The organism is Methylocystis silviterrae (assembly GCF_013350005.1).
GTDB lineage: Bacteria > Pseudomonadota > Alphaproteobacteria > Rhizobiales > Beijerinckiaceae > Methylocystis > Methylocystis silviterrae.
In genome coordinates, this window is the sequence record NZ_JABVWW010000007.1 from 1 (window position 1) to 24923 (window position 24923).

The 24923-nt window shown below is 63.2% G+C and carries 24 protein-coding genes; 4 read left to right on the top strand and 20 right to left on the bottom strand.

The features are described 5' to 3' along the window. Positions 1–333 precede the first annotated feature (333 nt). The 16 genes from HUN39_RS09665 to HUN39_RS09740 form a co-directional block, all read right to left on the bottom strand. Positions 334–1551 (bottom strand): AAA family ATPase, encoded by a 1218-nt coding sequence (locus HUN39_RS09665; protein ID WP_175094316.1) that lies wholly within the window; start codon positions 1549–1551, stop codon positions 334–336. After that, on the bottom strand, positions 1548–2522 hold the full coding sequence (locus HUN39_RS09670; protein WP_175094317.1) for a DUF7146 domain-containing protein: 975 nt from the start codon (positions 2520–2522) through the stop codon (positions 1548–1550). Before HUN39_RS09670 ends, HUN39_RS09665 begins: the two co-directional genes overlap by 4 nt. Next, positions 2519–3004 (bottom strand): RuvC family protein, encoded by a 486-nt coding sequence (locus HUN39_RS09675; protein ID WP_175094319.1) that lies wholly within the window; start codon positions 3002–3004, stop codon positions 2519–2521. The genes HUN39_RS09670 and HUN39_RS09675 overlap by 4 nt, the downstream gene beginning before the upstream one ends. Then, positions 3001–3312 (bottom strand): hypothetical protein, encoded by a 312-nt coding sequence (locus tag HUN39_RS09680; protein ID WP_175094321.1) that lies wholly within the window; start codon positions 3310–3312, stop codon positions 3001–3003. The genes HUN39_RS09675 and HUN39_RS09680 overlap by 4 nt, the downstream gene beginning before the upstream one ends. Beyond that, positions 3309–3620, bottom strand: a complete 312-nt coding sequence (locus tag HUN39_RS09685; RefSeq protein ID WP_175094323.1) for a hypothetical protein — start codon at positions 3618–3620, stop codon at positions 3309–3311. Before HUN39_RS09685 ends, HUN39_RS09680 begins: the two co-directional genes overlap by 4 nt. A gap of 272 nt (positions 3621–3892) precedes the next feature. Then, positions 3893–4123, bottom strand: coding sequence for a hypothetical protein (locus tag HUN39_RS09690; protein ID WP_175094324.1), 231 nt, complete (start codon positions 4121–4123; stop codon positions 3893–3895). A gap of 118 nt (positions 4124–4241) precedes the next feature. Further along, positions 4242–5309: a hypothetical protein gene (locus HUN39_RS09695; RefSeq protein WP_175094326.1), complete on the bottom strand. Its 1068-nt coding sequence runs from the start codon at positions 5307–5309 to the stop codon at positions 4242–4244. A 95-nt stretch (positions 5310–5404) separates the two neighbouring features. Beyond that, positions 5405–6697 (bottom strand): site-specific integrase, encoded by a 1293-nt coding sequence (locus HUN39_RS09700; protein ID WP_175094328.1) that lies wholly within the window; start codon positions 6695–6697, stop codon positions 5405–5407. A 433-nt stretch (positions 6698–7130) separates the two neighbouring features. Further along, the gene (locus HUN39_RS09705; RefSeq protein ID WP_332310750.1) at positions 7131–7331 is read right to left on the bottom strand and encodes a CsbD family protein; all 201 of its coding nucleotides are present in this window, start codon (positions 7329–7331) and stop codon (positions 7131–7133) included. A 345-nt stretch (positions 7332–7676) separates the two neighbouring features. Continuing rightward, positions 7677–8027 (bottom strand): hypothetical protein, encoded by a 351-nt coding sequence (locus HUN39_RS09710; RefSeq protein WP_175094329.1) that lies wholly within the window; start codon positions 8025–8027, stop codon positions 7677–7679. Between the two features lie 59 nt (positions 8028–8086). Next, on the bottom strand, positions 8087–8536 hold the full coding sequence (locus HUN39_RS09715; RefSeq protein WP_175094331.1) for a hypothetical protein: 450 nt from the start codon (positions 8534–8536) through the stop codon (positions 8087–8089). 822 nt (positions 8537–9358) lie between these two features. Beyond that, complete coding sequence (locus tag HUN39_RS09720) at positions 9359–9568, bottom strand: hypothetical protein (RefSeq protein WP_175094333.1); 210 nt, start codon at positions 9566–9568, stop codon at positions 9359–9361. Next, positions 9565–10350 (bottom strand): 3-oxoacyl-ACP reductase FabG, encoded by a 786-nt coding sequence (gene fabG / locus HUN39_RS09725; RefSeq protein ID WP_175094335.1) that lies wholly within the window; start codon positions 10348–10350, stop codon positions 9565–9567. The genes HUN39_RS09720 and fabG overlap by 4 nt, the downstream gene beginning before the upstream one ends. A 95-nt stretch (positions 10351–10445) precedes the next feature. After that, positions 10446–11318, bottom strand: a complete 873-nt coding sequence (locus HUN39_RS09730; protein ID WP_232366024.1) for an outer membrane protein — start codon at positions 11316–11318, stop codon at positions 10446–10448. 234 nt (positions 11319–11552) lie between these two features. Next, on the bottom strand, positions 11553–12740 hold the full coding sequence (locus HUN39_RS09735; RefSeq protein WP_175094338.1) for an acetate/propionate family kinase: 1188 nt from the start codon (positions 12738–12740) through the stop codon (positions 11553–11555). Positions 12741–12762: 22 nt separating this feature from the next. Then, positions 12763–18234 (bottom strand): GH36-type glycosyl hydrolase domain-containing protein, encoded by a 5472-nt coding sequence (locus tag HUN39_RS09740; protein ID WP_175094339.1) that lies wholly within the window; start codon positions 18232–18234, stop codon positions 12763–12765. A gap of 215 nt (positions 18235–18449) precedes the next feature. Here HUN39_RS09740 and HUN39_RS09745 point away from each other — a divergent pair, with 215 nt between their 5' ends. Continuing rightward, positions 18450–19184: a hypothetical protein gene (locus HUN39_RS09745; protein WP_175094341.1), complete on the top strand. Its 735-nt coding sequence runs from the start codon at positions 18450–18452 to the stop codon at positions 19182–19184. 119 nt (positions 19185–19303) lie between these two features. On the opposite strand, the gene HUN39_RS09750 is transcribed toward HUN39_RS09745, so the two are convergent. Beyond that, positions 19304–20185 carry a metallophosphoesterase family protein gene (locus tag HUN39_RS09750; RefSeq protein WP_175094342.1) on the bottom strand — a complete coding sequence of 294 codons (882 nt, stop codon included), beginning with the start codon at positions 20183–20185 and terminating at the stop codon, positions 19304–19306. A gap of 114 nt (positions 20186–20299) precedes the next feature. Between HUN39_RS09750 and HUN39_RS09755 the strand changes: the two genes are divergently transcribed. Next, positions 20300–20794 (top strand): NUDIX domain-containing protein, encoded by a 495-nt coding sequence (locus HUN39_RS09755; protein WP_232366025.1) that lies wholly within the window; start codon positions 20300–20302, stop codon positions 20792–20794. Here HUN39_RS09755 and HUN39_RS09760 read toward each other — a convergent pair. Continuing rightward, positions 20780–21355 (bottom strand): GNAT family N-acetyltransferase, encoded by a 576-nt coding sequence (locus HUN39_RS09760; protein WP_175094343.1) that lies wholly within the window; start codon positions 21353–21355, stop codon positions 20780–20782. The two genes, HUN39_RS09755 and HUN39_RS09760, sit on opposite strands and share 15 nt — an antisense overlap. 109 nt (positions 21356–21464) lie before the next feature. Between HUN39_RS09760 and HUN39_RS09765 the strand changes: the two genes are divergently transcribed. Beyond that, on the top strand, positions 21465–21962 hold the full coding sequence (locus tag HUN39_RS09765) for a GNAT family N-acetyltransferase (protein WP_175094344.1): 498 nt from the start codon (positions 21465–21467) through the stop codon (positions 21960–21962). After that, positions 21959–23110, top strand: coding sequence for a cell division protein ZapE (gene zapE / locus HUN39_RS09770; RefSeq protein WP_175094345.1), 1152 nt, complete (start codon positions 21959–21961; stop codon positions 23108–23110). The genes HUN39_RS09765 and zapE overlap by 4 nt, the downstream gene beginning before the upstream one ends. Here the strand turns inward: zapE and HUN39_RS09775 are convergent. Both HUN39_RS09775 and HUN39_RS09780 read right to left on the bottom strand, forming a co-directional pair. Further along, entirely contained in the window at positions 23085–23411 is a 327-nt protein-coding gene (locus HUN39_RS09775) for a hypothetical protein (RefSeq protein ID WP_210266924.1), read from the bottom strand. The two genes, zapE and HUN39_RS09775, sit on opposite strands and share 26 nt — an antisense overlap. A gap of 125 nt (positions 23412–23536) precedes the next feature. Next, positions 23537–24874: a M23 family metallopeptidase gene (locus HUN39_RS09780; RefSeq protein ID WP_175094347.1), complete on the bottom strand. Its 1338-nt coding sequence runs from the start codon at positions 24872–24874 to the stop codon at positions 23537–23539. Between the last annotated feature and the right edge of the window lie 49 nt (positions 24875–24923).

The following is a 24923-nucleotide window of genomic DNA, read 5'->3' on the forward strand; positions in this document are numbered from 1 at the left end:
CATGGCCGCCACGCGAAGCGAAACGCGATTTCGACCATCACACCTAGACGACCCCCGGACCCCCGAAGCACCCGTATTGCCCCAGTCTCTGGGAGGACCCGCGAAGGGCATGGCTCGGGGAATGGTCATGCCCTCGCCCTCTCTGCTTCGATCGATGCAACGAGGCGGGTGACGCGCGTTCATGCCGTGGCCTCGCATGTGCTCCACCTGAAAATCGCTCCACCTCCTGCTCTGCTCCACCCCTCCACCCCTATAGGGTGGTGGTGGAGCAGGTTTTGTGCTCCACTTGCTCAACCTTGCTCCGCTCCACTTGGACAGGTTGAGCGCCTTAAGCTAATCATTGGCCGGCGTCCCAACTTCGACGTATGTTTTGGTCCGGCGCGCTTCGTCCTTACCGTCGACTTCGACGAGGGTGCCGGTCGACTTCCAGACTTTCAGAAGCCCGATGATTTTTGCGCGGTGACGCTTGTCGCTGGCGTCCATCTTCATCGCCTTGGCGACGGCCTTGCCGACCCAGTCGGCCGCTTGAACGTTTGCGCGCCACCTGCCGTTAGCGACTTCGGTTTGAACGGCGCGAAGGTCGTGGACGGAAACCTGGTCTAACGGGTCTGGCCATTTCCATTTCGTCGCGACGCCAACATGGTCGTCAGGCCCGCCGCCGCCATTGCCGAGCGAAACGGAAACGAGATTGAACCATTCGGAGCTGTCCGAAGCTGGGGCCAAATTAGCCTTCCCGTCATCGGCGCGGAAATAAAGCTTCCTGTTCTCGACGCCGGCGGCGGCCGCTTCATCCTTCGTCATGACGTTGAGCACGCGCATATGTCGAACAGCGCCGTGAAGCGCCGAAGCGCCGCGGGCGTCTTCGGCTGTGACTTCTGCGCCGCCGTTCTTGCGCACGTGATGCACAAGGTCGATTGCGCAGCCGGTCACGTCGGCGATTTTCGCCCACTGTTTGACGACGGCGTCGATGGCGTTGTTGTCGTTTTCCGTGACGCGATGCGATGAAACGAACGGGTCGATGCGCATTACATCAATCCGCCTTTCGCGGATGGCGGCGATCACAGCGTCGACGGTAGGAACGGCGATTGTAAACCCGGCGCGCTCTATCTGCGCGATGACGATGGGCTGTTCGCGGCCGCTGTCGAGATACAGACGATCGCCAATATCTTCCGGCTTGACGCCGTAGAAGATGCAGGTCGCCGCGATGCGCCGTTCGAGCTCCTCGCGCGGGTCCTCGCCATTCCACACCCACACGCGCAGCGCGGCGTCGATGGCGACGCCGAGCAGGGGTCTCCCCGTCGTCATCGCCACGGCCTCGGCGTCTCCAAGCGTCGACTTGCCGACGCCGCCCGGCGCGACGGTTGCGCTGACAAATTTTCTGATCAGGCGGCGTCCGTAGAGCCATTGGCGTGTCGGGATCGTCGAAGGATCGCGCCAAACGAAGGGCGACGGAGCGATAATCAAAGCATTGTCCCGCTGGCCGCTGCCGTTCAATTCATGCCGGCGAAAGCGCGAGACGATCGAACCGTGAGGGGAAGCGTGCTCATTCATGCGGCGCGCTCCTTCCGCGCGCTCGCGAGCACGATGTCGTTTGCGTCTTTCAGCCCAGGCAGCGGCGCCCACACGTCGACGTCATGGCCCGCGGCAGCCCAGCGCGGCCCAGCGTCTCGCCAAGCGGACTGCGACGCGCCGGCGTCATTCTCGCCGCTGATGATGATTTGCCCCCAGTGAAATGGCGGCTCGAAAGTCCGGAACCGGCCGGCGCCGGCGAGCGCGACGCAGCCCTGAAACCCGAGCTTGCGCATGGCGAGCGCCGTTTCCACGCCTTCGGCGATCGTCGCGCTTCCGGCGTAAAAGCTCTCGAAAATCGAGCTGCAGAAAACGACGGCGTTTTGCATCGCGCCGAGCGACCGGCGCTCGACCTTGCGGCCGTGATGGTCGAGACGGATTCGCTGAACCGCGACGATCAATTCGGGATCGCGCAGAATTTGCGTCTCGACTTCGTCGAGTTCTCCAAGCCGCCCGCAGGCGCCCATGACGGCGCGCGCGTCGCGTAAGGCGCAGATCAGCGCCGGCGACCGGACAAGCTTGCCATCGTCGCGAAACGGGCAAGAAGAATGGAAGCGGAGCGTCAGTGCGAGCGCATCGTCGAGCACGTCCGACAATCCGCGCTCGTTCGCGAGATAATCCTCGCCAAGTGTGCCGCGGGGGTCTGTCGCCTCGAAAAACAGCGCGCGCGCCATGTCGCGCGTCCGCGTGTCTGGATCGTGCTGAATTGCCGGCGCTTGTCGCGAAGCGCGGTCGACGGGATCGCGGGCCAGGCCCAGCCGGCCGCGCACGTAATCTGCACAGTCGCGCCAGTCGTCGCCAGCGTGAGAGAATACGATAAAGCCGTCAGGCGCTTGCCAGGACAGACGCACGGCGAGACTGCGGTCGCGTCTGCTATGCCCTGGTCCGGGCGCCAAGACTTGTCCGTTGCTGACTTCGCCGCCAAGGGCGCGCGCGAGTTGATGAAGGTTCAAGACCGCACCTCCCGCATCATGCCGGCGAGTCCGATCAATGCCGCTTCCGCCCGTCCATCGTCTTTGACGCGCGCAAACAACTCAGCGTGGCCCGGCCATCGTCTAATGGCTTCCGAGCGGGCCGCGTCCTTCGCGCCATCCTTGCCCGGTGGGATGCCCGCGGCGCGTTTCCACACTGGCGGCGTCAGGAACGCCACAGGAAGCTCAATAGCGGCGCAAACGCCTTCGATGACGCCTTTGGACCGCCCGAAGGCAAAAGCCCCTGCAGGGCCTTCCTTGGGCCGCGCGCCGACGTATTCGACGAATGCCTGCGACGCCTGCCAACGGCGCACGATGTTTGCCAGTAGCGGCGCGTTCACGTTCGGACGATTGGCAGGGCCGTCGCGCAGGATCGGCATGTCGGCGACGTAGAGCAGCTCGCCAGCCGGCGAGAGCAGCGCCAGCGCGCCGCGCGCGCCTATGTCGATTCCGATGACGTTCATTGGCCGCCACCTTCGATAAGATCAAGAACTGCCCCCGCAATGCCTACGGGCGTTCCGTCGGCCTCGCGGGTAAATGCTGCGCGGATGGCCTCCGCAGGCGTCCCGAATTGCAGGGCGAGCGACAAAGCGACAGCAACGTCCTTGGCGTCGCAATCGAGCGGCGTAGCCCCCTTGGCTTGGCAATCGATGAAGATTTCAGCCAGTTTGCCATCGTGGAAGCGTGAGAAAGTCGTCACATAAGCCGCGCCGCGAAATTCAAAGCCGATGGTTTCGCCCGCTCGGCGGTTGGGGAGACGGCGGCGAGTCATTGGCCAGCCTCCGCAAAGAGCTTGCGCGCCTTGTCGATGACGCCGAGCATCAGGGCCTTATCGCCGCTCAACGAAGCATGTGGATGCTCTGCGTAGACCTCGCAGGTGTCCAACAGCGCTAGGATTTTCTCCGGCTTGTGATAGAGCCCGCCGTCATTCGGTCGCCGCGCGAGCAGCTCCTTTACCGGGAATTCAGGATCGGCGAGCGCCAGTCGCAGTGCGACAGGCAGCGATTGGAGGGCATGACGAGCCGCGTTCAACGCCTCAAGCGCTTGTTCGGTATCCTTGCGTTTGTCGATCGCTGTCATCGCCTGCCACCTCCCTCACTGAGGAGGAAGGCGAGCAACGACTCGATGTTGTCGCCCCTGGCGCCGGTCGCGTCGTCGACCCAGCGACCCGTTAGTCGATTGACGCGGAGCCCCGGCCATCTGCGAGCGAGCGCCGCCTTTGGTGGGAGTGATTTCCCTTGATTTTCGGGAGCGGATTTGGTTTTCTCAGAAGCGATCGCCTTGCCAGACTGCTCACTATTCCGAGCCCGGACGCCGCCCGCGTCCGGGTTCTTTGCTGTGTGGGCCATGCGTCATGCAGTCTGCGCGCCGGAGCTGCTAGTCTGCGGCTCGCCGAGCTTGCTCTGTGCCCAACGGTCGAGGTCTTCCATCTTGTAGACGACCACACGACCTGCGCGCTGGTAGACCGGGCCGAAGCCCGTTACGGCACCCTTGCATAACGTCTGATAGGCCCCGAAGCCGTATCGCGTCTGTAGATATTTCGCCGCCGCGCGTCGGCGAAGATAGCGCACGTCCATGCTCATTTGCGGAACATCCTTCGCTAGAAGGTTGCGGGTATTCCCGCAATCCGCCGTCCAATATGAGCAAATCTCAGCGCCTGTCGAAATGGGAATTTGGCGCGCCAATTTTATTTTGCGCCAATTACGCCGTTCGATTTTTTCTAGGCCCTTTTGGGCCTCTCTTCTCGTTTCCAGTCAACGCTTTGACCAATTCTATGGCGCGCTGGTATTTGACCTCGGGAAATTCATTGCGCACGGCGGCCGCTCCAATTTTTTGAGCAATGAAGCCGCCGTTCTTTTCCATCAAATCTCGAATCACAGCGAGCGCATCGTCATCGGTGGCGGGCTTTGACGTGGTGACGATAGACGGTGCTCCAAATTCTTCCGCTTCCGCGCTCGGTGGCGCGCGGAGCACGATTGAGCGCCACTCCGTCTCACCCGTTTCGATGTTGACAAGGTCGCCATTACGAAGATCGATATGCATGTCTGATCTTGCCCAACATTGTTGATCGATCGGCCGCCGCCCGCGCATGTCTCCATGGTAAATGCCGTCCGATGCAATGCGGCCATTCAACAGATGATATTTCAATTCGATTGCGTTAACTGAAGTGCGCGTCAAAAATTCTGGCGCGATCGCAACCCTGTCTCGCAATTTACTTATCAAAGACAAAATATAATGATCGAACGGCCCGCCGCCGCCAGGCGGCAATATTGGCGAGTCTGCGAACAAGTGAAGCATACCAACCGCATCTGCTAGAACGCCGTCATCCTGAGAGACATGGTATTGACGAATTAATCTCAGATTGCGCGGCTCATGCATCACGAACCGGCCAAATGCCTCTTTAAGCGCAACGCGGTCGACAATTTCGCCGACATTCGGCGCATAGAGCGTCGGGACGACTCGAACTTCCAACCATCGTTCGTTTGTGCCGGTATCGAGCAGTTCCGACGCTTCGAAGTCGGTCACCGTCAATCGATGAGACTTACCGATTGGCGCGAAAACCTTTTCGCCATTTCGCCGACCCCAAAGAGCGCAGTCCTGGTAGATCGCGGCGTCGTCATTCGAGCCGGTCGTCAATTCGATCCATCTGGCGATCGAATAGCTGGTCGTTTCGTTAAAGGGATAGTCGTCTAAATCTTCAAACCATGCTCTTCCAGAGAACACTCCCAGCGCCTTCGCCTTCAGATCTTCGACGTTTCGATCATCCATCCGCGTGCATCTCGCGAGCATCGAAATTGAGCGAAGGGAAAGCGAGCGATGCATTCTCGCCTTGTTGGGCCGTCGCCCTATCCCTGCGCAGCTCGTTACTTGGCGTTTCCTCGCGGTTTCTTCAACGGCACAACGTCGCCGCTCGCCTTCCCGTCCATCGCCGCGCTGATCGTCGCCCCGATCGCGTCCACGGCGCGCCGCAACGGTTCCTGATCGAGATGCGCGTAGCGCGCCGTCGTCTGCGGCTGTGAATGCCCGAGCAGCTTCCCAATGATCGGAAGGCCAAGCGACGCCCCTGCCCCAAAACTCGCGAAGCTATGGCGCAAGTCATGAAGTCGCACGCCTTCGAGCCCGGCAGCTGCGCAAACGGCCGCCCAAGGCTTCTTGAGGTCTGCCCGTGGCGCGCCGTCTTTTCCGCCGACGATGATATGCGGATTGTTCTCGATACGCGGCAGCCGCACCAGGACCGCCTGCGCGCCCGCCGAGAGATAGATCGGCTTCTTGCCCGACTTGCTGTCCGGCAAGAAGATGACGCCACGCTGTAAGTCCACTTGCGACCATTGGGCGTGCAATATCTCGCGCAGCCGAGCGCCGGTGAGGATTAAGAGCCTGATCGCTGCAACGGCGAAAGGATCAAGAATGCGTCGACGGTTTGATTCCCTCGGCGCGTGTTTCGCCCCCGGCTTCTTTTCGTCAATGGCCCATGGCAGCCCTTCGGTCTCGGCAAGCCGCAGGGCCTCGCCGATGCGCGCCAGCTCTTCGACCGTCAGGAACCGCTCGCGCGCTTGTTCGCGATAGCGCTCTACTCCCCGGACGGGGTTTGCGTCTGCGTCGACATGGCCCGTCTTAGCCGCATAAGCCCAAAGGCTTCCGAAGACGGCAAGCGCCTTGTTCGCCATGGTCGGCGTCTCGCGCAGCTCGGCGCGGAGCGCGGCGAGGTCCGCGCGCTTCAAATCGCGCATGATGTCCCGCCCGAGCCGCGGGCGGATATGAATGTCGACGATGCGCCGATATTCCGAGATGGTGTTCAGCTTCCGGAGCGGCTCGATATGTTCGGCGAGCCATTCATCGGCGATTGCATTGACGGTCAGCGCGGCGCGGCGCTCGCGCTTTTCGGCGGCCGGATCTTCGCCATGCGCGACGCGCCCCAGGACGCGCGCCGCCTCGGCGCGCGCTTGCTCAGGCGTCAGCGGGCCATGTGGGCCGATCTTGACGCGCTGCGAGCGCCCGTCGCGCCGGAACTGGCAGACGTAGGTCTTCTGGCCGGAGGCCAGCACATAGATGCCGAAGCCGAGCAGTGACGTGTCCCATAGAAACTGCTGCGGCGGGCCTGGCGGGCGCCATGTGAGCGCGTCGACCGTGCGTTTGCTGATTTTCTGGCGAGCCATCCCCCGACCGTCTCACGGCATGAAATATAAGCGCCATATAAGCGACTGAGATATATTCCAGGAATGTAAGAGAAAGCAAGAGACGGTTGACAGCCCCAGATTTTCAGCGCTTATATAATGATAGGAAGCCGGAGAAAGCGCAAAACGACGTTGTTTTTCTCATTCGTAATGAGGGGGTCGGGGGTTCGAATCCCTCAAGCGGCACCAATAAGCTGATTGAAAATAATAGATATTCATGGATAAGGCCCCATGTCTCTGAATGGCAAAATCTGCTTGGGGGGCTAATCGGGGGTAAAAAGTAGCTCTCAGGCGGCACCCCACACAATCCGTTTTCCGAATCACAGGTTTTGGTCGCGAAGGGCGTCGCGGCTTGCGAGCGGCCGTTCAAGTTGAACCGCTGCACGCCTGCGCTGACCGCACTGATCTTCTCATCTCAATTACGCGAAATCCAGTTATCAACTTCTCTCCTTGCTTCGTCCGGCGTATATCCATATTTCTGCTGAAGAATCCCTTCCAAACTTTCACGTTTGCCGTTGATCTGGACAAGCTCGTCATCCGTGAGACGGCCCCATTGCTCCTTGACCTTACCGGAAAATTGTTTCCAGCCGCCGGAGATGACATTCCAGTTGGTTATCGTCTGACGCACGGCAGGCTTTGGGGCTTGGGGAGTGTAGCCCGGCATACCCACAACATTTGGCGGCGCCCATTTCTGCGTATCGGAAACTTGCTGTTCGGCGAAACACGCCGTGCTGAAGCCAACTGCGGCACCGATCGTTAAAAGCGCGCCCCGAAATACATGCGTTAGCGACATAGGCTGTCCTCCCAATAATGAGCGCTCAGCAACCCAATGCTGACGAGGGTAGAACACCTTGGACTCTAGGATTGTTCCAAAACATGAAGTGAACATGGAGTAATCGTTACCCGCCCCCAACCGCCATCCCAGCGCCGGCGCCGGACGCACGCCGGATTGGCCGCGGTATCAATGGTGGCGATGGACATAGCCCACGTAAAAACATGCCATCATAACCTCGACGGTCGCGCGCGGGTCGCTATGTCCTTCAAAGATCAAAGGCGGCGCGCTCGGCGTATCGCAATCAAACACGAAATATCCGTCGGTGTCCGCGGTCGCGAACGGCGTAAAACCATATGCGCGGCACGCTCTACCGTGCCGCTCGTCCAACAATTTCGCAGCGCGAATAGCGAATGTGACCCGGTTGCTTTGACCTATGGCGGCAATCTCAGCCCACTCGCGCGTGTCCAAAGCCAAGGCGGCCGTATCCGCGCGAACATGATTTTTCTTATCGATCAGAACAATGCGCGTCTGAGTCACCCTCATCGGCAAAGAGAAACGCGCGATGTTAACACAAAACGGGGGTCGCGCCCACGGCGTTAACGATTTGGGGCGCGACTTTCGTTCTTGCGATGCAGCGCCCCCCTGCTCTGCCGCACCTGTGGGCCTTGGCGCCAATTTGTCGAGAGCACCGTTCTGGCGTCACCATCATCTCTACACGAGACGACCACCTTCGCTCTGATAACATTCGCTGCTTCGCTGACACATTTTTCAAAATGCGCGCTAGCAACGCCTTGGTGATTCTTATTAAGCAAATCGCATACGCACCGCTCGCAGAGCATTAGATACGCCAGGGTCAGCGGCGGAATGGAATCAATACTTTGTAAATTGGCAACCTCTTGCCATTCTCGTTCGAACAATCGGCACGCAAAACCTGGCAATGCTTCCGAAACAGATGACCGGAAGCGTTCGCGGAGCTTTCTCGCCGCTTCCTCAAAATACTCAACGGCTTCATGATTCGGCGGAAGCGAAACTGGACGCAGGTTCATAATACGCTCCCTTGTGGGGACATGACGCAATGCATTGCAGGACCGTCAGTTCGAAGCTCGCCGCAAGTCAGGCCACGAGCATCAATCGAAAAAAGGCCTCGCCTGTGAGGGCGAGGCCATGGGGAGGAGAAAAGGACCCCGTTCGATGCAGCCAATCTTGCTCTGTCTGCGCCTGTCCGTCAACGGTGCCGTTCTAAATTCTTTCTATTTTTCGCGTGCTTATCCGACTGGTAGCTGTGTGATAGCGCTTTAGAGCGTCAATCCTCTTTCGTGGCGCGGGGCGGCCTAAATGCTGCCTTCGTCATCCCCGATCGCAGTTTTTATTTCCAGCGCGGCGGCTTGGGCGGCCTCATTGAATGTCCGATCGGCGTCCACCTTGAAGGCCCGTCCATAACAGCCCGTGCGTTGTGACGGTGCGCGATGGCGATGACGCCGGAAATCGAGAGTCGTCCAAGAAGTCGAGCGCGCCGCCACTCGCTAAGTTTCTGTCCGGACGAGGTCTTCTGCCGTTGCCGCTCTTCGGATGACCTATCCCGCCAGCACTGGCTCCACCATTTTTTCCCCGCGTGGCCCTTTAGCTCAGCAGAAGCTCGTGAATAATTATTGTGCAGTCTGATGATTCAGTAGGCTCACATTGATCACGGAAGCGGCAGGCTTCCATTGATGCAGGGGAATGAAATGGACAAAAGCGGTATCCTCCGGCCAGCAACCCTGGCCTTTGCAATCGTCGCCGTTCTCAGCGCCTCGATTGCGCCGACTGCGGCCGCAAGCCGGTCGGCGCGAGCGCAAGCCCGCTATACTGACTATTACGCCCTGGCGCCCTCAGAGATGGATGCAGGCGCCGCCATGCACCACGTCGGCAACTGCTTCCAGACCAATAGCGCAGTCGAAGCCGCGCGAGGCATCCGCCATTGGACAGGCGCCTGCGCTGGAGGCCGTTGAATCGTTGCGGGACTCCTCTGCGGCACGCTTGGGATGGCCTTTCGATCGACTCAACCAAGTCTGCGACGCGTTGCGGCCAAAGCCGCTCACTGCCCCATCTCCTGCAGCGCCGTCAGCGACTCAGGCAACACCTGTCCGCCATCGATCACCAGCGTTTGGCCGGTGATATAGGCGGCTTCGTCGCTGGCGAAAAACAGCGCGGCGTAGGCGATGTCCTCGACGCTCCCGAGCCGGCGTTGGGGAATCGACGCCGTCATCTGCGCCAAATAGTCTTCACCGAGCGCGTCGAGTCCTTCGGTGCGCACATTGCCCGGCAGAACAGCGTTGATGGTGATTCCGAACGGCGTCAGCTCCAGCGCCGCCGTGCGCATGAAGCCGAGTTGCCCCGCCTTACTCGCCGCATAATGCGTCCAGCCGGGATAGCCGGTGATCGGGCCGGTGATGGAGGAGGTGAGCACGATCCGCCCCCGACCGCTGCGCGCCAGCGCAGGCACGCAGGCCCGCACGCTCAGAAAGGCGCCGGCAAGGTTGGTGGACAACACCTCGTTCCATTGCTCCAGCGTCATCTCCATCAGACGGGCAGCCGGAAAGACGCCGGCGTTGGCGCAGAGAATGTCGATGCCGCCCTGGCGCTCGAGCGCCGCGGCCGCCATCCGCTCGACATCGCCCGGATTGCCGACATCGGCGGCAAACCCGCTGGCGCGCCCCCCTTCCGCCCGAATCGCCGCCGCCGTCGCCTCGGCCTGCGCGAGGTCACGGCCAACCACCAGCACCTGCGCTCCCTTGGCTGCAAGAACACGCGCGACGCCACGGCCGATGCCCCGGCTGCCTCCGGTGACGATGACAGACCGTCCGGCGATTGAAGTGAGCATATGACGAGGCCTCTCTCGGCTTGCGAGGTTAGATGCTGCGCGGAGCTCCGCCCGGTCATTCCTTGTGGGAGGCGCCGCGCCTCCACTGAAAGAAATCAGTATTTCGCGACGACGGGCGCGGCGCCCCAGTTGAAGTGGTAGTTCAGGCCGACGCGGACGACATGACCGTCGAAGCGCGTGCGCGCTTGAGTGGCGTTAGCGAACAACAGGTTCGTGAGCTGCCAATCGGTGGTGATCGCGACGGGATAGGCGGCGGCGCCGAGATCGTAAAAGAGATATTCGATCTTGGCGCTCCATTGCGGCCAAAACATCCATTCCAGTCCGCCGCCGGCCGTCCAGCCGACCCGCGTTTGTGAAAATCGTCCCTGACTGGCGCCGAGCAACAAAAAGCCGGAGAAATCATTCGGCACGTGTTGGAAAAAACTCGTGGTGGACGTCGCCTGGCCGTAAGCGAGTCCGCCGGTCGCATAAGCAAGCAATGTCGGCGTTACGAGATAGCCGAGCCGACCGCGCACCGTGCCGAGAAAATCAAGCGACTTGCCGCTCGCAGCGCTCGTCAGCAGGTTGAGCCCCGGCGCTGGCGCGGGCGCGAGCGTCACGACGGCGGCGGAGCCGTTCGAGCCGGCGAGGCCCTGAATGTCCGTTTCTATTCCAGCGAGAAACGCGCCGTTGAATTGCAGATCATAGCCGAGTTGGCCGCCGCCGATGAAACCGGCGCCATTCGTCGAGACGCTGCCCGTCCCTGCGATGGCTGCAGCCGCCGCCCACGGGACATTGCCGGCGCCATTGATGAGAAAGGGCGCCGAAGCGAAGTTGGTTCCCGTGCTTGCGTTCCATGCGCCGCCCGCATTCAAACCGGCATGGAAGCCGGTCCACACTGGCGGCGGCGGCGGAAGATAGGCCGGCGGCGCCTTGAGGGAGGGAAAATCCGCGGCGATCGCCGATCCCGTTGCGAACGCCAGCGCCATAACAGCGCCTGTCAAGAATTTATGGACCATCATTGTCCTCGCCGTTACGAACTCCAGAAAGGCGGCAAATGAGCAAGCCGAGAGGCGTTTCGCAATTCGAACCTTTCGATTCGACCGCGCGTTTACGCCGTTTCGCGACGGATGTGCCTTTTCTGCAACAGCAATTTCTTTTGGAATTGGCCAGAGCGATTCCATTTGCTCTTGCCGCAGCGACCGCCGCGCGCCGCGTCGCAATCACCTGACCGCAACCGTCAATCCTGCCGTTTCAATCGTGTGGCGCGCAATCATCGCTTCCTCGTCGGTCGGCGTCACGAACACGGGGATGCGCGATTGGGGCGCCGAAATCACCGGGTCGTTGCGCGAATTGGCCGCCGTGTCGAGCGTCAGCCCCAGCCAGCCGAGGCCCTCGACCACGCCGGCCCGCACGCGCGGCGAATGCTCTCCAATTCCGGCCGTAAATACCAGCGCGTCGAATCCGCCGATCGCCGCCGCGAGCGCCGCGATCTCCATTTTGATGCGATGAATGAAATAGGCGATCGCGGCTTGGGCGCGGGGTTCTTGGGACGCCTCGAGCGTGCGCATGTCATGCGAGACTTCGGAGAGGCCAAGAAGACCCGAGCGTTCATAAAGGAGATGCGACAGCTCCCCGGGCGTCATGCCCTCGCTCTGGAGCAAATAAAGCAGCAGTCCGGGATCGATCTGTCCGCAGCGGGTGCCCATGGGCAGGCCTTCCAGCGCCGAGAAGCCCATGCTGGTGGCGATCGAACGCCCGCCCTTCATCGCGCAAAGCGACGCGCCATTGCCCAGATGCGCGACGATGACGCCGCCTTCGGCGTGAACCGGATCGATCGTGCGGAGGCGCCGGGAGATATATTCATACGACAACCCATGAAATCCGAAACGGCGCAACCCACGCTCGTAGTAGGAATAGGGAAGCGCATAGGCGTCGTCGACGAAGGCGTGTCCGCGATGGAAAGCCGTATCGAAACACGCGACCTGCGGCACGTGCGGAAAGGCTTCCTTGGCGCCTTCGATTCCGGCAAGATTATGCGGCTGGTGCAGCGGCGCGAGCGGAATGAGTTGGCGCAACTCCGCGAGCACTTCCGTATCCACGATGACCGGCGCGGCGAAGCGTAGCCCGCCATGCACGACGCGATGGCCGATCGCGCTCACCGCCACCGCCGGGTAAGCGTCCTCCATCCATTCGAAGATCGCTGCAATCGCCTGCCTGTGCGTGAGCTTGGCGGCGAGCGGCCTGTCGCTTGCGGCTCCATCGACAATGGCCGCGCGAAAGCGCGGCTTCGCGCCTAGCCCTTCGACCGCGCCAGAGACGATCAGCCGCGGCCAGTCGGCGTCCGCCGCAAACAGGGCGAATTTCACCGAAGACGACCCGGCGTTAAGCGTGACGACGCGATCGGCCATATCCCCTCACGCCTCCAGGACGCTACCAAACGCGGCGACGCTTCTCCGCTTCGAACGTCTTTCCAAGGTAGACCACGCGCTCCAGCCGCAGGTCGCCCTTGGGATGGAAGGCGTCCGGGCGCGGCTGCAACTCGCCGTTCTCGAATTCCAGGCCAAGCAGCGCATATGCGGCCGACAACATGCGGGCCGCCGCGCCGGTGTACCAGCTCCACCCGCCCCGCCCTTCATAGCCCTCGCCATTATAGACGTCGGCCGGCTGCTGATGCGGCGGCAACCCGTAGATGTCGGCGGCGGCAGGCGTCGCGAGCTTGGAGATTGGCGAGATCGCGAGCCATGTCTCAAAGGCCCTGCGAAACAGTTCGTCGGCGGCGCGCGAGTCGCCGTCCTGTTGCGCCTGCGCGGCGAGCTTGGCCAGCGCGTCGACGAACCAGGACACGCCATGCGAATACTGGCCGCCGTTTTCCCGCACGCCCGGCGGATATTCGGCGCTGCGCCCGGGATAGGGCTGCGAGTGCTCGTCAAAAGGCGGATGGACGAGCAATACCCGATCGCCGAGACCGAGAACGGCTAAGGCGTTCTCGATCGCCTCACGTCCACGCGCGGCGTCAACGGCGCGCGCCAGAGTCGGCCATGAGGACGTCATCGCGCTCATCGGCGCGACTTCCTCGCCATCATCGGCGTAGGCGCGGATGTAGCGGTCGCCGCGCCAACAATTCTCAAGCGCGGTCCGAAGCTTCGCGGCGCGTTCGCGATAGCGCTCGGCGCGGTCGGCGTCGCCCTTCGCCTCGAACAGCGGCGCAATGTCGAGGAGGATGCCGTGCAGGAAGAAGCCAAGCCAAACGCTCTCGCCGCGGCCTTCCTCGCCGACGAGATTCATGCCGTCGTCCCAGTCGCCCGATCCCATCAGCGGCAGGCCGTGCGCACCGAAACGGTCGAGCGTCCAGTCGATGCCGCGCGCGCAGTGTCCGAGCAGCGTGTCCTTGTCGCGCGACGTCAGCGGCACGGTGGCTTCGCCCTCCTGATCCTTGGGGACGGGACTTGCCTCGAGGAAGGTCTCGACCTCGTCGAGGATGGCGTAGTCTCCACTCCCGCGGACATAGCGAACCGTCACATACGGCAACCACAAGTGCGGATCCGACGCATGCGTGCGGTCCGCGAGGCCCGTGCCGCCGTTGGGCGCGCGATGCCACCATTTGCAGGCGTCGCCCTCGATATATTGATGCGCGGCGTGCAGTAGAATCTGAGCGCGGGCGCGCTCCGGCTCGAGATGGATGAGGGGGATCACGTCCTGCAGCTGGTCGCGATAGCCCGTGGCGCCGGAACGTTGTGAAGGACCCGTGCGTCCCCACAGGCGCGCGGCGAGCAATTGATACGGCAGCCAGTCGTTGACGAGGCGGTCGAACTCGGGACGATTGGTCTTGATGCGCAACACGGACAACTGATCGTCCCAAGCGCGCGCATTCGCCGCGAGTTCGGCATAGGCGTGGTCGGGATCGCGTGCATAATCGGCGAGCCGCTTGGCTTCTTCGATCGTCGTCGTCTGTCCGAGCGCCACGACGACGACCGCTTCTTCTCCCGCCGGCACGTCGATCGCGCCGCTGAACGCGGCGACTTTCCGTTCATGCGCGGGCGCGCCCGCGTCCGGATGGCCGTGCTCGACCATGTAAGGCAGGTAAGGGTCGCGGCTCTCATGCCCCAAGAAGCGGCGACGCGACGTCTCGGCGAATTCCGCCGGTATCGATGTCGTCACAAAGGCCCAGCCCTGCACGAAATTATTGCGAGGATTGCGGAAGTAGATCGAATGCACATTTTCGTCGATGATCGATTCCAGCACGCCGAGACTTTCGTTTGGCGTTTCCGCCAATACGATTTCCATTGACGGCGTGATCTGCAGCAGACGCTCATGGTCGGTCTTGTTGCGGATTTTTAGAATCTTGAACTCGATCGGCTGCGTGGGGCTGACGAATACCGTCATCTCGAGCTGAAGATGATCGCGCTCGGAACGATAGACGGCGACGCCCGGCGAAAACGTCACTTGATATTCCGCGTCGCGACGGCGCAGTGGAACGAAGGTCGGACTGTGCGCGTCGGTTCGGGCGAGATCATAGACGTAGATCCTTTGCCCGGCCGGCGCCATGCGCCCCTCGCCCATGCGAAACGGGGTGAAGCTGTTCAGTCGCGAATTGCCGTGAAAGGAAAAAATCTCGCCGTCATTCGTGAGCACTGCGCCCTGTCCGAAGGCGTTGGCGATGACGTGGCCGAAAGGACGCGGCGTGCCGGGCGCCAACGTGACGCTTTGGCCGTCTTGAGAAAAGGCGTAGCGCGGCTTCTTGGGCGGGGGCGGCAGGATGAGCCCGCGGCGGCGTGACAACGCCTTGTTCAGCGTCTCAGGCGCAACGGGGGCGATCCCCAGATGCCGTGCAATGGAATCCGTCGCGCGTCCCATGTCGCGCGCCCAGCCGTCGACCATGATCAGTTCCGTCGCGCCGGCGGCCGCGAGTTCGACTTCGACGCGCAGACTGGCGCAGGGCTCGAAGCCATAGAGCAGACCTTCGTCTTTCGGATCACGGGGCGCCGCTAGTCCAAGCAGGCTGTCCGGCGCATAGGTCGATCCCATTCCGTAGAAACGCGACTTCACATCCTCATAGCCGACGACGGAGATCTTCGCGTCAGCGCCGGCGCCGATGGCGTGAAAGCCGATCTCTGGGGACAGCCGGCGATCGGATTGGCGCCGCGCCCCGCCCTTGAGCAAACGGTTCTGAGCGAAAATCGCGTTCAGCGATCGAACGTACCAAGTGCCGATGTGAATCGCGTTATACGCGGCGTCGCGAAGCTCGACGCCGGTCTCGTTGAGCACCCATTCACGCAGCGACGCGAGCATCAATTTACGATGGCGTTGCTCGAGATTGACGATCTTCAGTCGGGTGATCTCGACCGCTTCGTCGGCGGCGAGCGAAACGCACGCTTCGATCGCGAATCCGTTGCGCTCCGCCATGAAGAAAAGACAGTTCTCGCCGGCGTCGGTGAGCGACGCCTGAGTGGCTCTGCAGCGCGTCGGCGCCTCGCCGATCGACCACAGCTCGCCGCCGTCTTCACGCAGAAAAAGGAAACGTCCGCGCGGGTGGGCATGATCGTCCGGGCGTCGCGTCAAGTCGATCGGAGGGCCGCCGCGCGCCACGCCTTCGATGCGGATGGCGCCCTGCCCGTCCTGAAACCACTCGCTGATCATCAGCCCGTTGGTCAGTTTCAACGGCCGCGAGCCCGGCACGCCGCCGGCGCCGGTAATGCCTTCAATCGTCACTTTCTGCGCGCGCGCAAGCCGTCCCAAAAGGAAAATGACAAGGGCGAAGGCGACAAGGCCGGCGTAGATCAGATATCCGCTGACCAGATAGGCATAGGACGGCGGCCGCGTCTGCGACATCTGCTCGGCGGCGCTCCACGCCTTGTCCCATTCGGCGCCGCGCGGGATGTAGAAGGGCAACAGCAGCGGCGCCCAAGTGCCAAACCGACGGATGCCTTCGGGGATCGCGCGGCTGGTTTGCGCCTTTCCAAGAAAGCGCGCGGCTTTCTCATCGGCGACGTCGCCGCCGACGAAGGACAGATTGACGAGCGTCGCGACGCGCAGGCCCATGTGGTCGAACCAGATCAGCACCCGCAGGGCGTCATAGGCGAGAAGCGCGGTGAAGATGTCGAGGCTCCAGGCGCGAAAATCCGAGTCCGGCAGGATGTAGCTCATCCAGCTCGCGACGCCGGTGCGGATGAGTCCATCCTGATTGTACCAGGCGGGGTCGGGCGAGGCCTTCAGGAAGGAATAGATCACCGGCGCCATCCACAGGCCCCAGCGCAAAACGCGCACGGCGTTTTCGATGAGCATGTCGAGGCCTTGCCAGCTCGCGAGTTGGCGAAGCGGCTGCAGGCTGCGCTGAACGAGCGCCGTAAGGAAGAAAAGATTGATCGAAAAGAGCGGCGCGGCGAACACCCATTGGATGACGCCCGAGAGCGACTCGTCGAACAGCAGCCTCACGCCGCCATCGACCCTGCCGAGATCCGTCGCGCCCCACTTCGAGAAGAGCGGTCGAATGACATATTCGGTGATGGGACGTCCGTCCGCGCCATAGTCGAGCGACGTGTAGGCGAAGAATTTCGCCGTGATGTTCTCGACCTGTCCCGCGTCGAGATACCAAGCGACGGCGCCGGCGACGAGCGCGCCGAGAAGCGCGCCCAGCGAATAGACGCGCCAACTGCGCAGATGCTGCCGGCGCCCTTGCGTCAGCGCCGCGAAATCGAACGCCGCATCGACGCCGGCATAGGCGAGCGCTCCCGCGGCCGCGCCGAAGAGAAACCGCCCGCTCCCACTCGCCTCGGGAAGCCCAATCATCAGGGCCAATCCGATGGCCGCGCCAGCGACCGCGCCGCGAAAATAGTTGGAGGGATGCAGATAGAGCTCTTCGACGCGCGCAAAGAAGGACGGAGTCGAATCGGTGCTCTCCACGATCGCGCGCGCGAGCGGAAAAAGCGCGGCGCCAATCAGCGCGCCGCCGATCGGGCCGGAGGCCGAAATGACGGCGACGGCGGGCGCAAAAGACACGACCAGTCCGACCGCGAGCAGCAGCGCCATGAACACGAAGCCATAGACGGCGCCCTTTTCGGCGCCGGTCCGCCAATCATGGAACACCACGACCTGCAGCGACGGCGTCGCACGCAAAAGGCCAGCCATCGCCTGGGTCACGAGATAGGTTTGGCCCCATAATCCTGCTTGCGCGAGCGCCGCCGCCACAGTCGCGACCACCGCCGTCACCGGATAGGGCAAATAAGGCGCGACGAAATACGAGACCGAGGTCGCGATATAGGGCGTCAGCGAGGCGACGAAGGCCGAGGCGAGCAGAATGCTATGCGGACGCCATTGTCGGGGCAGAAAACGACCGAGCGCAAGGGGGATGCCGACCACGATCGATTCGTTGAGCAGAAACAGGACCAGCGTATGCCCGACGATCTTTCTGAACGCCTCCGGAACGTCGAGGCCTAGGAGCAGCGCGCCGCCGATCTGGGCGACGGGTGGCGACCCGAGAGCGATCAACAGGCTGAACTGCAGCGGCAAAACGAAAAGCGCCGCACGCACCGCCATGCGCGAACGCGCCCTCAGCGTGACGACCCCGGCAAGGTAGAGAATGGTGGCGGTCGCCGCGCCCACCGGCGAGAGCCGGAACAGTTCGGCGAAGGTTTCCGGCGATCGCCACAACAGGCCGGCGCGGTCGCACAGCAGCGTAAAAGTCGCGACAGCGAGGAAATCCACGGCGAAATCGGCCGCTTGGCGCGCGCTTTCCGAGGAACGGCGCAGCACGAAAATCGTTGCCCCGGCGAAAAACCCGGCCACGATCGCGTGCTCGCCGCCGCCAGCCGCCTCCAGCGCCGCGAAGACCGCAAAGCCCATGCCGATCATGATGCGCTCGAACAATGCGCTGTTGATGTCCGATTCGCCGCGTTTGACGGCCATGGATTTCCTCCGCGCCTCTGTTGAATCCGGCTTTTTTAACGTTAATGGCCGGAATCAGCGGCTATCGTATGGAATCCCTTGCCGGAGGCGGGAGAAAAAGTCGACTCCCGCCTCCCTTCGTTGCGCTTGCGCTTCGCAGCGCCGCCGAGAGCCGCTATAGTCCACAACGCTTTAATGCCCCGGCCGCGCAGCGAGGGCCACAGCGAGTGGACGACATGGAAGAGCCCCTGCCCGCGCCGCCAGCCGACACGCGCGACGCCGACCCGCCCCACGCGTCCACAACGCCTGCGGAGCGTCTATCGCTTCTTGTCGAGCGCGAGCGCGTCGCCCGCAAGGGACCGGCGGGTTCTCTTGACGAGCGTATGGCCAGTCTCTCCGGCGCGCTGCGCCGCGCGCGCCTTGAGAACGCGGAGCGCTCCGCCGCCATTTTCGATTTGCGCGCCGCGGAAATCGCCCGGCTGGAAATGCTGGGCGAGGCTCTGTCGCCGGTTTTGGCGCAGGTGCCGCGCGATTGCGACATTTTCGACGTTGGCGTTGCGCCCGCGGAGCGACCGCGCCTGTTCATCGACCAGATCGGCTTTGTCGAGATGGATCGCGACAGGCGGACCTATCGCTTTCTCCAGGATACGCGCCATGGCCGGGTGACGCTTCGCGAGAGCGACAGCATCGACGACCTCGTCGAAGCAATCACCAGCTACATCGCGCATCGCCTGATCGAGCGCGAAAAGGCGCTGGCGGTCGATTACGCGAGCGGCGGCGCGGCGCAGGCGCTTGGCGTAAAGGTCGCCGCCGCGCGCGAGAGGGCGAACGCACGCGAAAGCGACAAATCCGTCTCCGGAAAAACGACTCGCGCAGCCGCGTTCATCGCCGAGTTTTTTGGCGCAACCGCTTTCTTCGCATTCTTGGCGGTCTTGGCGGCATGGATCTATCGCGCCTATCTCGCAGGCTAGATCACGCTCATTTGGGCGGAATCGCCCAAATGCAGCTAACGTGATCGATTCCCAAAGTTTAGAGCGCGCTCTATGCGAAAAACCGGTTCCCACTTTTTCGCGAGCCGCGCTCTAGGCTTTCATAGCTGAACGGACTCGAGCTCAACGACCTCGCCAGCGTCGTTCAGTCCACGCCTGCGCAGCGAAATCCTGACGCCGTCAGCTTCGCGCGCGATCTGGTAAAGATTATAGGCGGCGCCTGGAGAGTGCCCGCCCGGCCGCGCCGAAGCCGACGCGACGCCCACGACCGGCGTCGCGGCGCCGGGCCCTGGCAGACGGTGCAGACTGGGCTTGTGATTGTGCCCATGCAGAACGAGCTCAGCGCCATGACGCGCGATGACGCTTTCGAATTCCGCCGCGTCTTCGAGCCCGCGCAGCCGCCGGGCGCCGCCGACATGCGGCGGGTGGTGAAGGCAGACGACGCGCGCAAGTCCTTGCGCTTTCGCGTATTTCAGCAGATCCGCGAGCGCCGCCAGCTGAGTCGCCCCGAGCCGCCCGGAAGCGACGAAAGGCGCCGTCGGCACGCCGGTGTCGAGACCAATCAGCGCGACGCCGCCGCGCCGGCGCAAATAGGGAAAGCCCCTGCCTTCGATTTCGCCCGTCGTCCAAGGCGCGAAAACCTCGTGAACGAGATCGGTCACGCTCGCCACATAAGCGTCGTGATTTCCGGGCGTGAAGCTCACGTCGCCTGGGGCGCCCAGAGAAGCGAGCCAGTCTTTGGCGAGCGCGATTTCGCCGGGAAGTCCGATGTTGACGATGTCGCCGGTCATGACGACATGGTCGGGCGCCTGCGCTTTGATGTCCGCGACGATCTTGCCGAGCACGCCCATATCGTGCTGATCGCCCCGTTTATAAAGCCAGTTCACATAGCCCGTGACGCGCTTGCCAAGCAGCTCCGCGAGATTGGGCCGAGGAATTGGGCCGATATGCGCGTCGGAAAGATGGGCGAGCCGGAAGTTCAAGAATCCTCTCTGACGGCGGGGCGCGCCGCGCGCCGCTTTCCTCATCGGGATGGGTCAGCGACACTAGTGCTTTCGGGCGTCATTTGCCATAGTTTCGGGTGATCGGAGGCGGTTTTGACGAAGCCTGAAGAAGGACGCGCGGCGCCATCGGCGCGCTCGCGTTTTGCGTCGCGGTTGATCGCTTTGGGCGCACGCTTTCAGCGTCCGATGACCCTGGGCGTGCGCGGCCTCGTCCTCGACGCAAGAAACCGCGTGCTGCTGGTCCGGCACACTTATGTGGAGGGCTTTTACTTGCCGGGCGGCGGCGTCGAAAGCGGCGAAACTCTGGTCGATGCGCTCAAGCGCGAACTCCACGAGGAAGCCAACATCCTGCTGGACGAACCGCCCGAACTTTTCGGCATGTATTTCAATCGCCGCTTCTCTGTGCGGGACCATGTTGCGCTTTACGTCGCGCGCGCGTTCCGCATCACTGAGCCGCGCGCCCCTGATCGCGAAATCGCCGAGGCCGGTTTCTTCGCGCTCGACGCTCTGCCAGCGGATACGACCGCAGGAACGCGGGCGCGGCTGTCCGAGGCGCTGGAGAACACGCCTGTCTCACCTTATTGGTGAACGCGTGATGGAGCCGGCTCCGGCGCTCAAGGCGCGCAGATCACGCCAGCCATACGCGATGTCGGGGAGGACGACGCCCTCAACGTCCCACACGCCCTCGACGCCGACAGGCTCCGCGCCAAGCGCTTCATAAAAGCCGCGGGCCTTCGGCGAGTCGCGCAAGACCCAAACGGCGGCGCTCGCGCAGCCGGCGGAAATCAGATGCGCCGCGAGCCTCTCCATCAAGCGCCTGCCTAGTCCCCGGCGCTGTGCGCGCAGCAGCAGGTAAATCGACGCGATTTCGCCCTCGAAGCCAAGCGGAGCGAGCTTTGGATTGGACAGGCGACTGCAACGGGCGAAACCGACCGGAGTCTCGCCCTCGCAGGCGATGAACACAGCCTGAGCCCCTTCGCTCGAGCCGATCCGCTGCAGCCAGCGCCGCGTCCAATCATCGAGATCAATGGACGCCAGCGCCTCCGCGCGCATCACCCCAAGGTAGGTCTCCCGCCAGGCCTTGGCGTGGAGTTCGGCGATCGATCGGGCGTCCTCAATGCTTGCCCGGCGCAAGCAATACTCCGCCATTTGCCCCTCTCCGCCCATAGCGTCGCATGACGGCATGTCGCGGCGCAACGAGAGGTTTTGCCGCGCAGACGGCGCGTGATATGGCCTGCGCCCAGGGTCAAGCCACAATATGATCGATCTCGCCGTAAAATTTGCGCCGCTGACGGCCGCAGACGACGCGCATCTCGAAAAGCTCGACGAACGCGCGTTCGGTCCGGGCAGATATGCGCGTACGGCCTATCGCTTGCGCGAAGGCGTCGAGCCCGACCGCTCGCTGTCTTTTGTCGCGCGGATCGGGACGCTGCTTGTCGGCGCGAACCGCATGACGCCCATCCTCGTCGGGTCAACGCCCGCGCTTTTGCTTGGTCCGTTGACTGTCGAGCCGGCGTTTCGCCAGCAGCGCGTCGGCGAGACGCTCGTCAAATATTCGCTGGACGCGGCGCGCGACGCCGGACATGGGCTCGTCTTGCTCGTCGGCGACGAGGAATATTATGCGCGGCTGGGATTCGCGCCTGTGCCGCGGGGCAAAATCACGATGCCCGGTCCCGTGGACCCGGAGCGGCTGCTCTATTGCGAACTCCGCCCCGGCGCGCTTGCTGAGGCAAACGGCAGGATGCGGCGCGCATGATTTCGCGCGCGCAAAGCATCGTCGAGAAATATGATGCGCTCGTCGCGCACGGCGCGCTGGAGCGCGACGCGTCGCAGCGCGCGGCGATCGAGAAGCTTCAAGCGCTCGCCGACGCTCTCGCTGGCCGCAGGCCGAAAAGCGCCAGCGTGACGCAAGCGCTCCTTGCGACCTTTCGCCCTCGGGCGCAGCCGGCGCGTGGCCTCTATCTCTGGGGACCGGTCGGGCGCGGCAAAACCTTCTTGATGAACCTGTTCTTCGGCGCGCTTCCTGTCGAAAAGAAGCGTCGCGCGCATTTTCACGCCTTCATGGCGGACGTGCATGATCGGCTGCATCGCCTGCGTCAGAAGCCGCGTCGTGGCCGCGCCGATCCGGTGAGCTGCGTGGCGCAGGAAATCGCGCAGGAAACCCGGGTGCTCTGCTTTGACGAGTTCGCCGTGCACGACGTCGCGGACGCTTCGATCGTCGCACGGCTGTTTTCTTCACTGCTGGCGTCGGGCGTCGTCATTGTCGCGACGTCCAACGTCGAGCCTTCGCGGCTTTATGAAGGCGGCCGCAATCGCGATCTGTTCCTGCCCTTTATCGCCATGTTGCAGGAGCGAATGGACATCCTGCGTCTCGACGCGCCGAACGACTATCGGCAACGGCGCGAAGATCTCGGGCAGGTCTATTTCACGCCCGCCGACTCTCGTGCCAGATCAGCGATTGACGCGCTCTATGCGACGCTCGCCGGCGACGCGGGGGAAAGGCCTGCGACAATTGAAGTCAAGCGACGCCGCATCTCGATCCCGCAAACGGCGGGCCGCGTCGCGCGTCTAAGCTTCGCGGCGCTCTGCGGTCAACCGCTGTCAGCAGCGGATTATATAGCGATCGCTGAGAGATTCGACGCGGTGATCGTCGAAGACGTTCCGGCCTTGGCGCCAGAACAGCGGAACGAAGCGCGCCGCTTCATCACGCTGGTCGACGTTCTGTACGAGGCGCGCATCCTGCTGGTCGTTTCCGCCGCGGCGGAGCCTTCCGAACTCTACCGCGCGGACTACGGCGCCGAAGCCCGCGAATTCGAGCGCGCGGCGTCGCGCCTGATCGAAATGCGGGGCAAAGATTACATCGACGCCCGCGCTTCGCTCATGGCTTTGACATGCAGTCCTTGATGTCGCTTGCGCGTTTCATCAATTCGAACCGATCGGCGCAATAGCGTTCGAGATCCGGCCGCTTGGCTGGATCGGTCGCCGCGGAGCGAATGCCGACTGCCCCATCGAGCAGCTCTTTTTGCGCAGCATGGACCTGAGACGGCGGCAGTTGTCCCGAGCAGGCCTCATAGCGCTTGAGCAGCGCATCGCACTGCGGGACGCCGGTTGGATCAACCGCGAAAGCCGGCGTGGCGGCGAACAGGAAAACGAAAGCGAGACGATGCTTCACTGGCGCGGGATCTCCGGTTACGACCCGCGCCATATAGCATTTTGATCGGCCGTGAGGCGCCAAAAGACGAGAGCGGCGGGCCTTTCTTTGGACCCGCCGCCCCGAAGTCTCCAGCGCCTTCGTGTCTCGCGGACGCTGGAGCGTTCTTGCGTCGACGCCTACAACCCCGCCAGATAGCGGGTGGGATCGACGGGCGTCGAACCCTTGCGCAGTTCGAAGTGAAGCTGCGGCGAGCCGACATTGCCCGACTGGCCGGATTTGGCGATCGTCTGACCGCGCTTGACCTGATCGCCGCGCTTGACGTCGAGTTCGCCATTGTGGGCGTAGGCCGAAACGAAGCCGTTGGGATGCCGAATGAGCACGAGATTGCCGTAGCCCTTGAGCTCACTGCCGGCGTAGGCGACGACCCCGCCTTCGGCCGCCTTGACCTGCGTTCCCTCAGGCACCGCGATGTTGATTCCGTCGTTGCCGCCCGATGTGAAGCCCTGAATGATGCGGCCGCGGGCGGGCCAGCGAAACTCGGGCCGACCTTCGTCGGACGCCACCGCTTTCGCGTCATTCGCCGGGGGAATGGAGGCGGTCGCGGTCGCATCGACCTTACGGGCGCTGGGCGTTTCTTTCGGCGTTTCGGCGACAACGGGCTTGCTGCGCGCGTCCGCGATCTTGGACTCTGCTTCCGACGCCTCGGGAGAGGACGGCCCACGGGCGATCCGCTCGGTTTTGACGGCGCGCGCCGGCGTCGTGGCGGCGATGCGCGGCTCTGCCTTGACGAGCGTCTTCTCCGGTAAAGTCTTGGCTACCGCCTTCGACTTTTCGATCGGCTTCGCTTTCATCGGTTCGGCTTCGGTCTTGCGCACCGGCTTGGCGTCGGCCACGGACTTCGCCAGCGGCGCAGGCTTCGCGGCGATCGGCTTGGCCGCGGCCGGGACGCGCGTCGCCATGACGGGAGCGGCGCCGGCGCGATAGACCGGAATCACCAGACGCGAGCCCGGCTGAACCTGGGACGCGACGTTAAAACCATTGGCGCGCAGCAGCGCGTCGGGGGGCACGCCGTAGCGGGTGGCGAGCAATGCCGCGGTCTCGCCCTGGGCGACAACGATCGGCGTGCCGCCTTCGGCGCTCCAGTGGCCGCTGGCGCCGGCGGCTGCGACGCGCGTCGGCGACGGCTGCGCCGCTGGCGTAGAGGTCCGCGCCATGGAAGCGCCGCCGCTCTGAGCGGACGCGCTGGCCGAGGGGGCAGGCAATGGACGGGTTTCCACCGTCGTGGAGGGCGGGCTCTGCGCCGGCGCGTCGGCGATCGCGCCAACAGGCGCCCGGTCGACGCCGAGCGAGGCGGTCTTGGCCGATCCTGAGAAGGGGTCGGAGAAGGGATCGGAGAAGGTGTCGCCTCCGAAGCGGGAGGCGTCGGAGCAGCCGGCGACAAGGGCGGCGACGCCAACGGCCGCCAAGAACCGCACTGCGGCGCGGGAATAAGCAATATGATGCTTGGTAACCATGACGCGACCCACCCGAACGCAACATTGAACGGCTTTATGGGTAACAGCG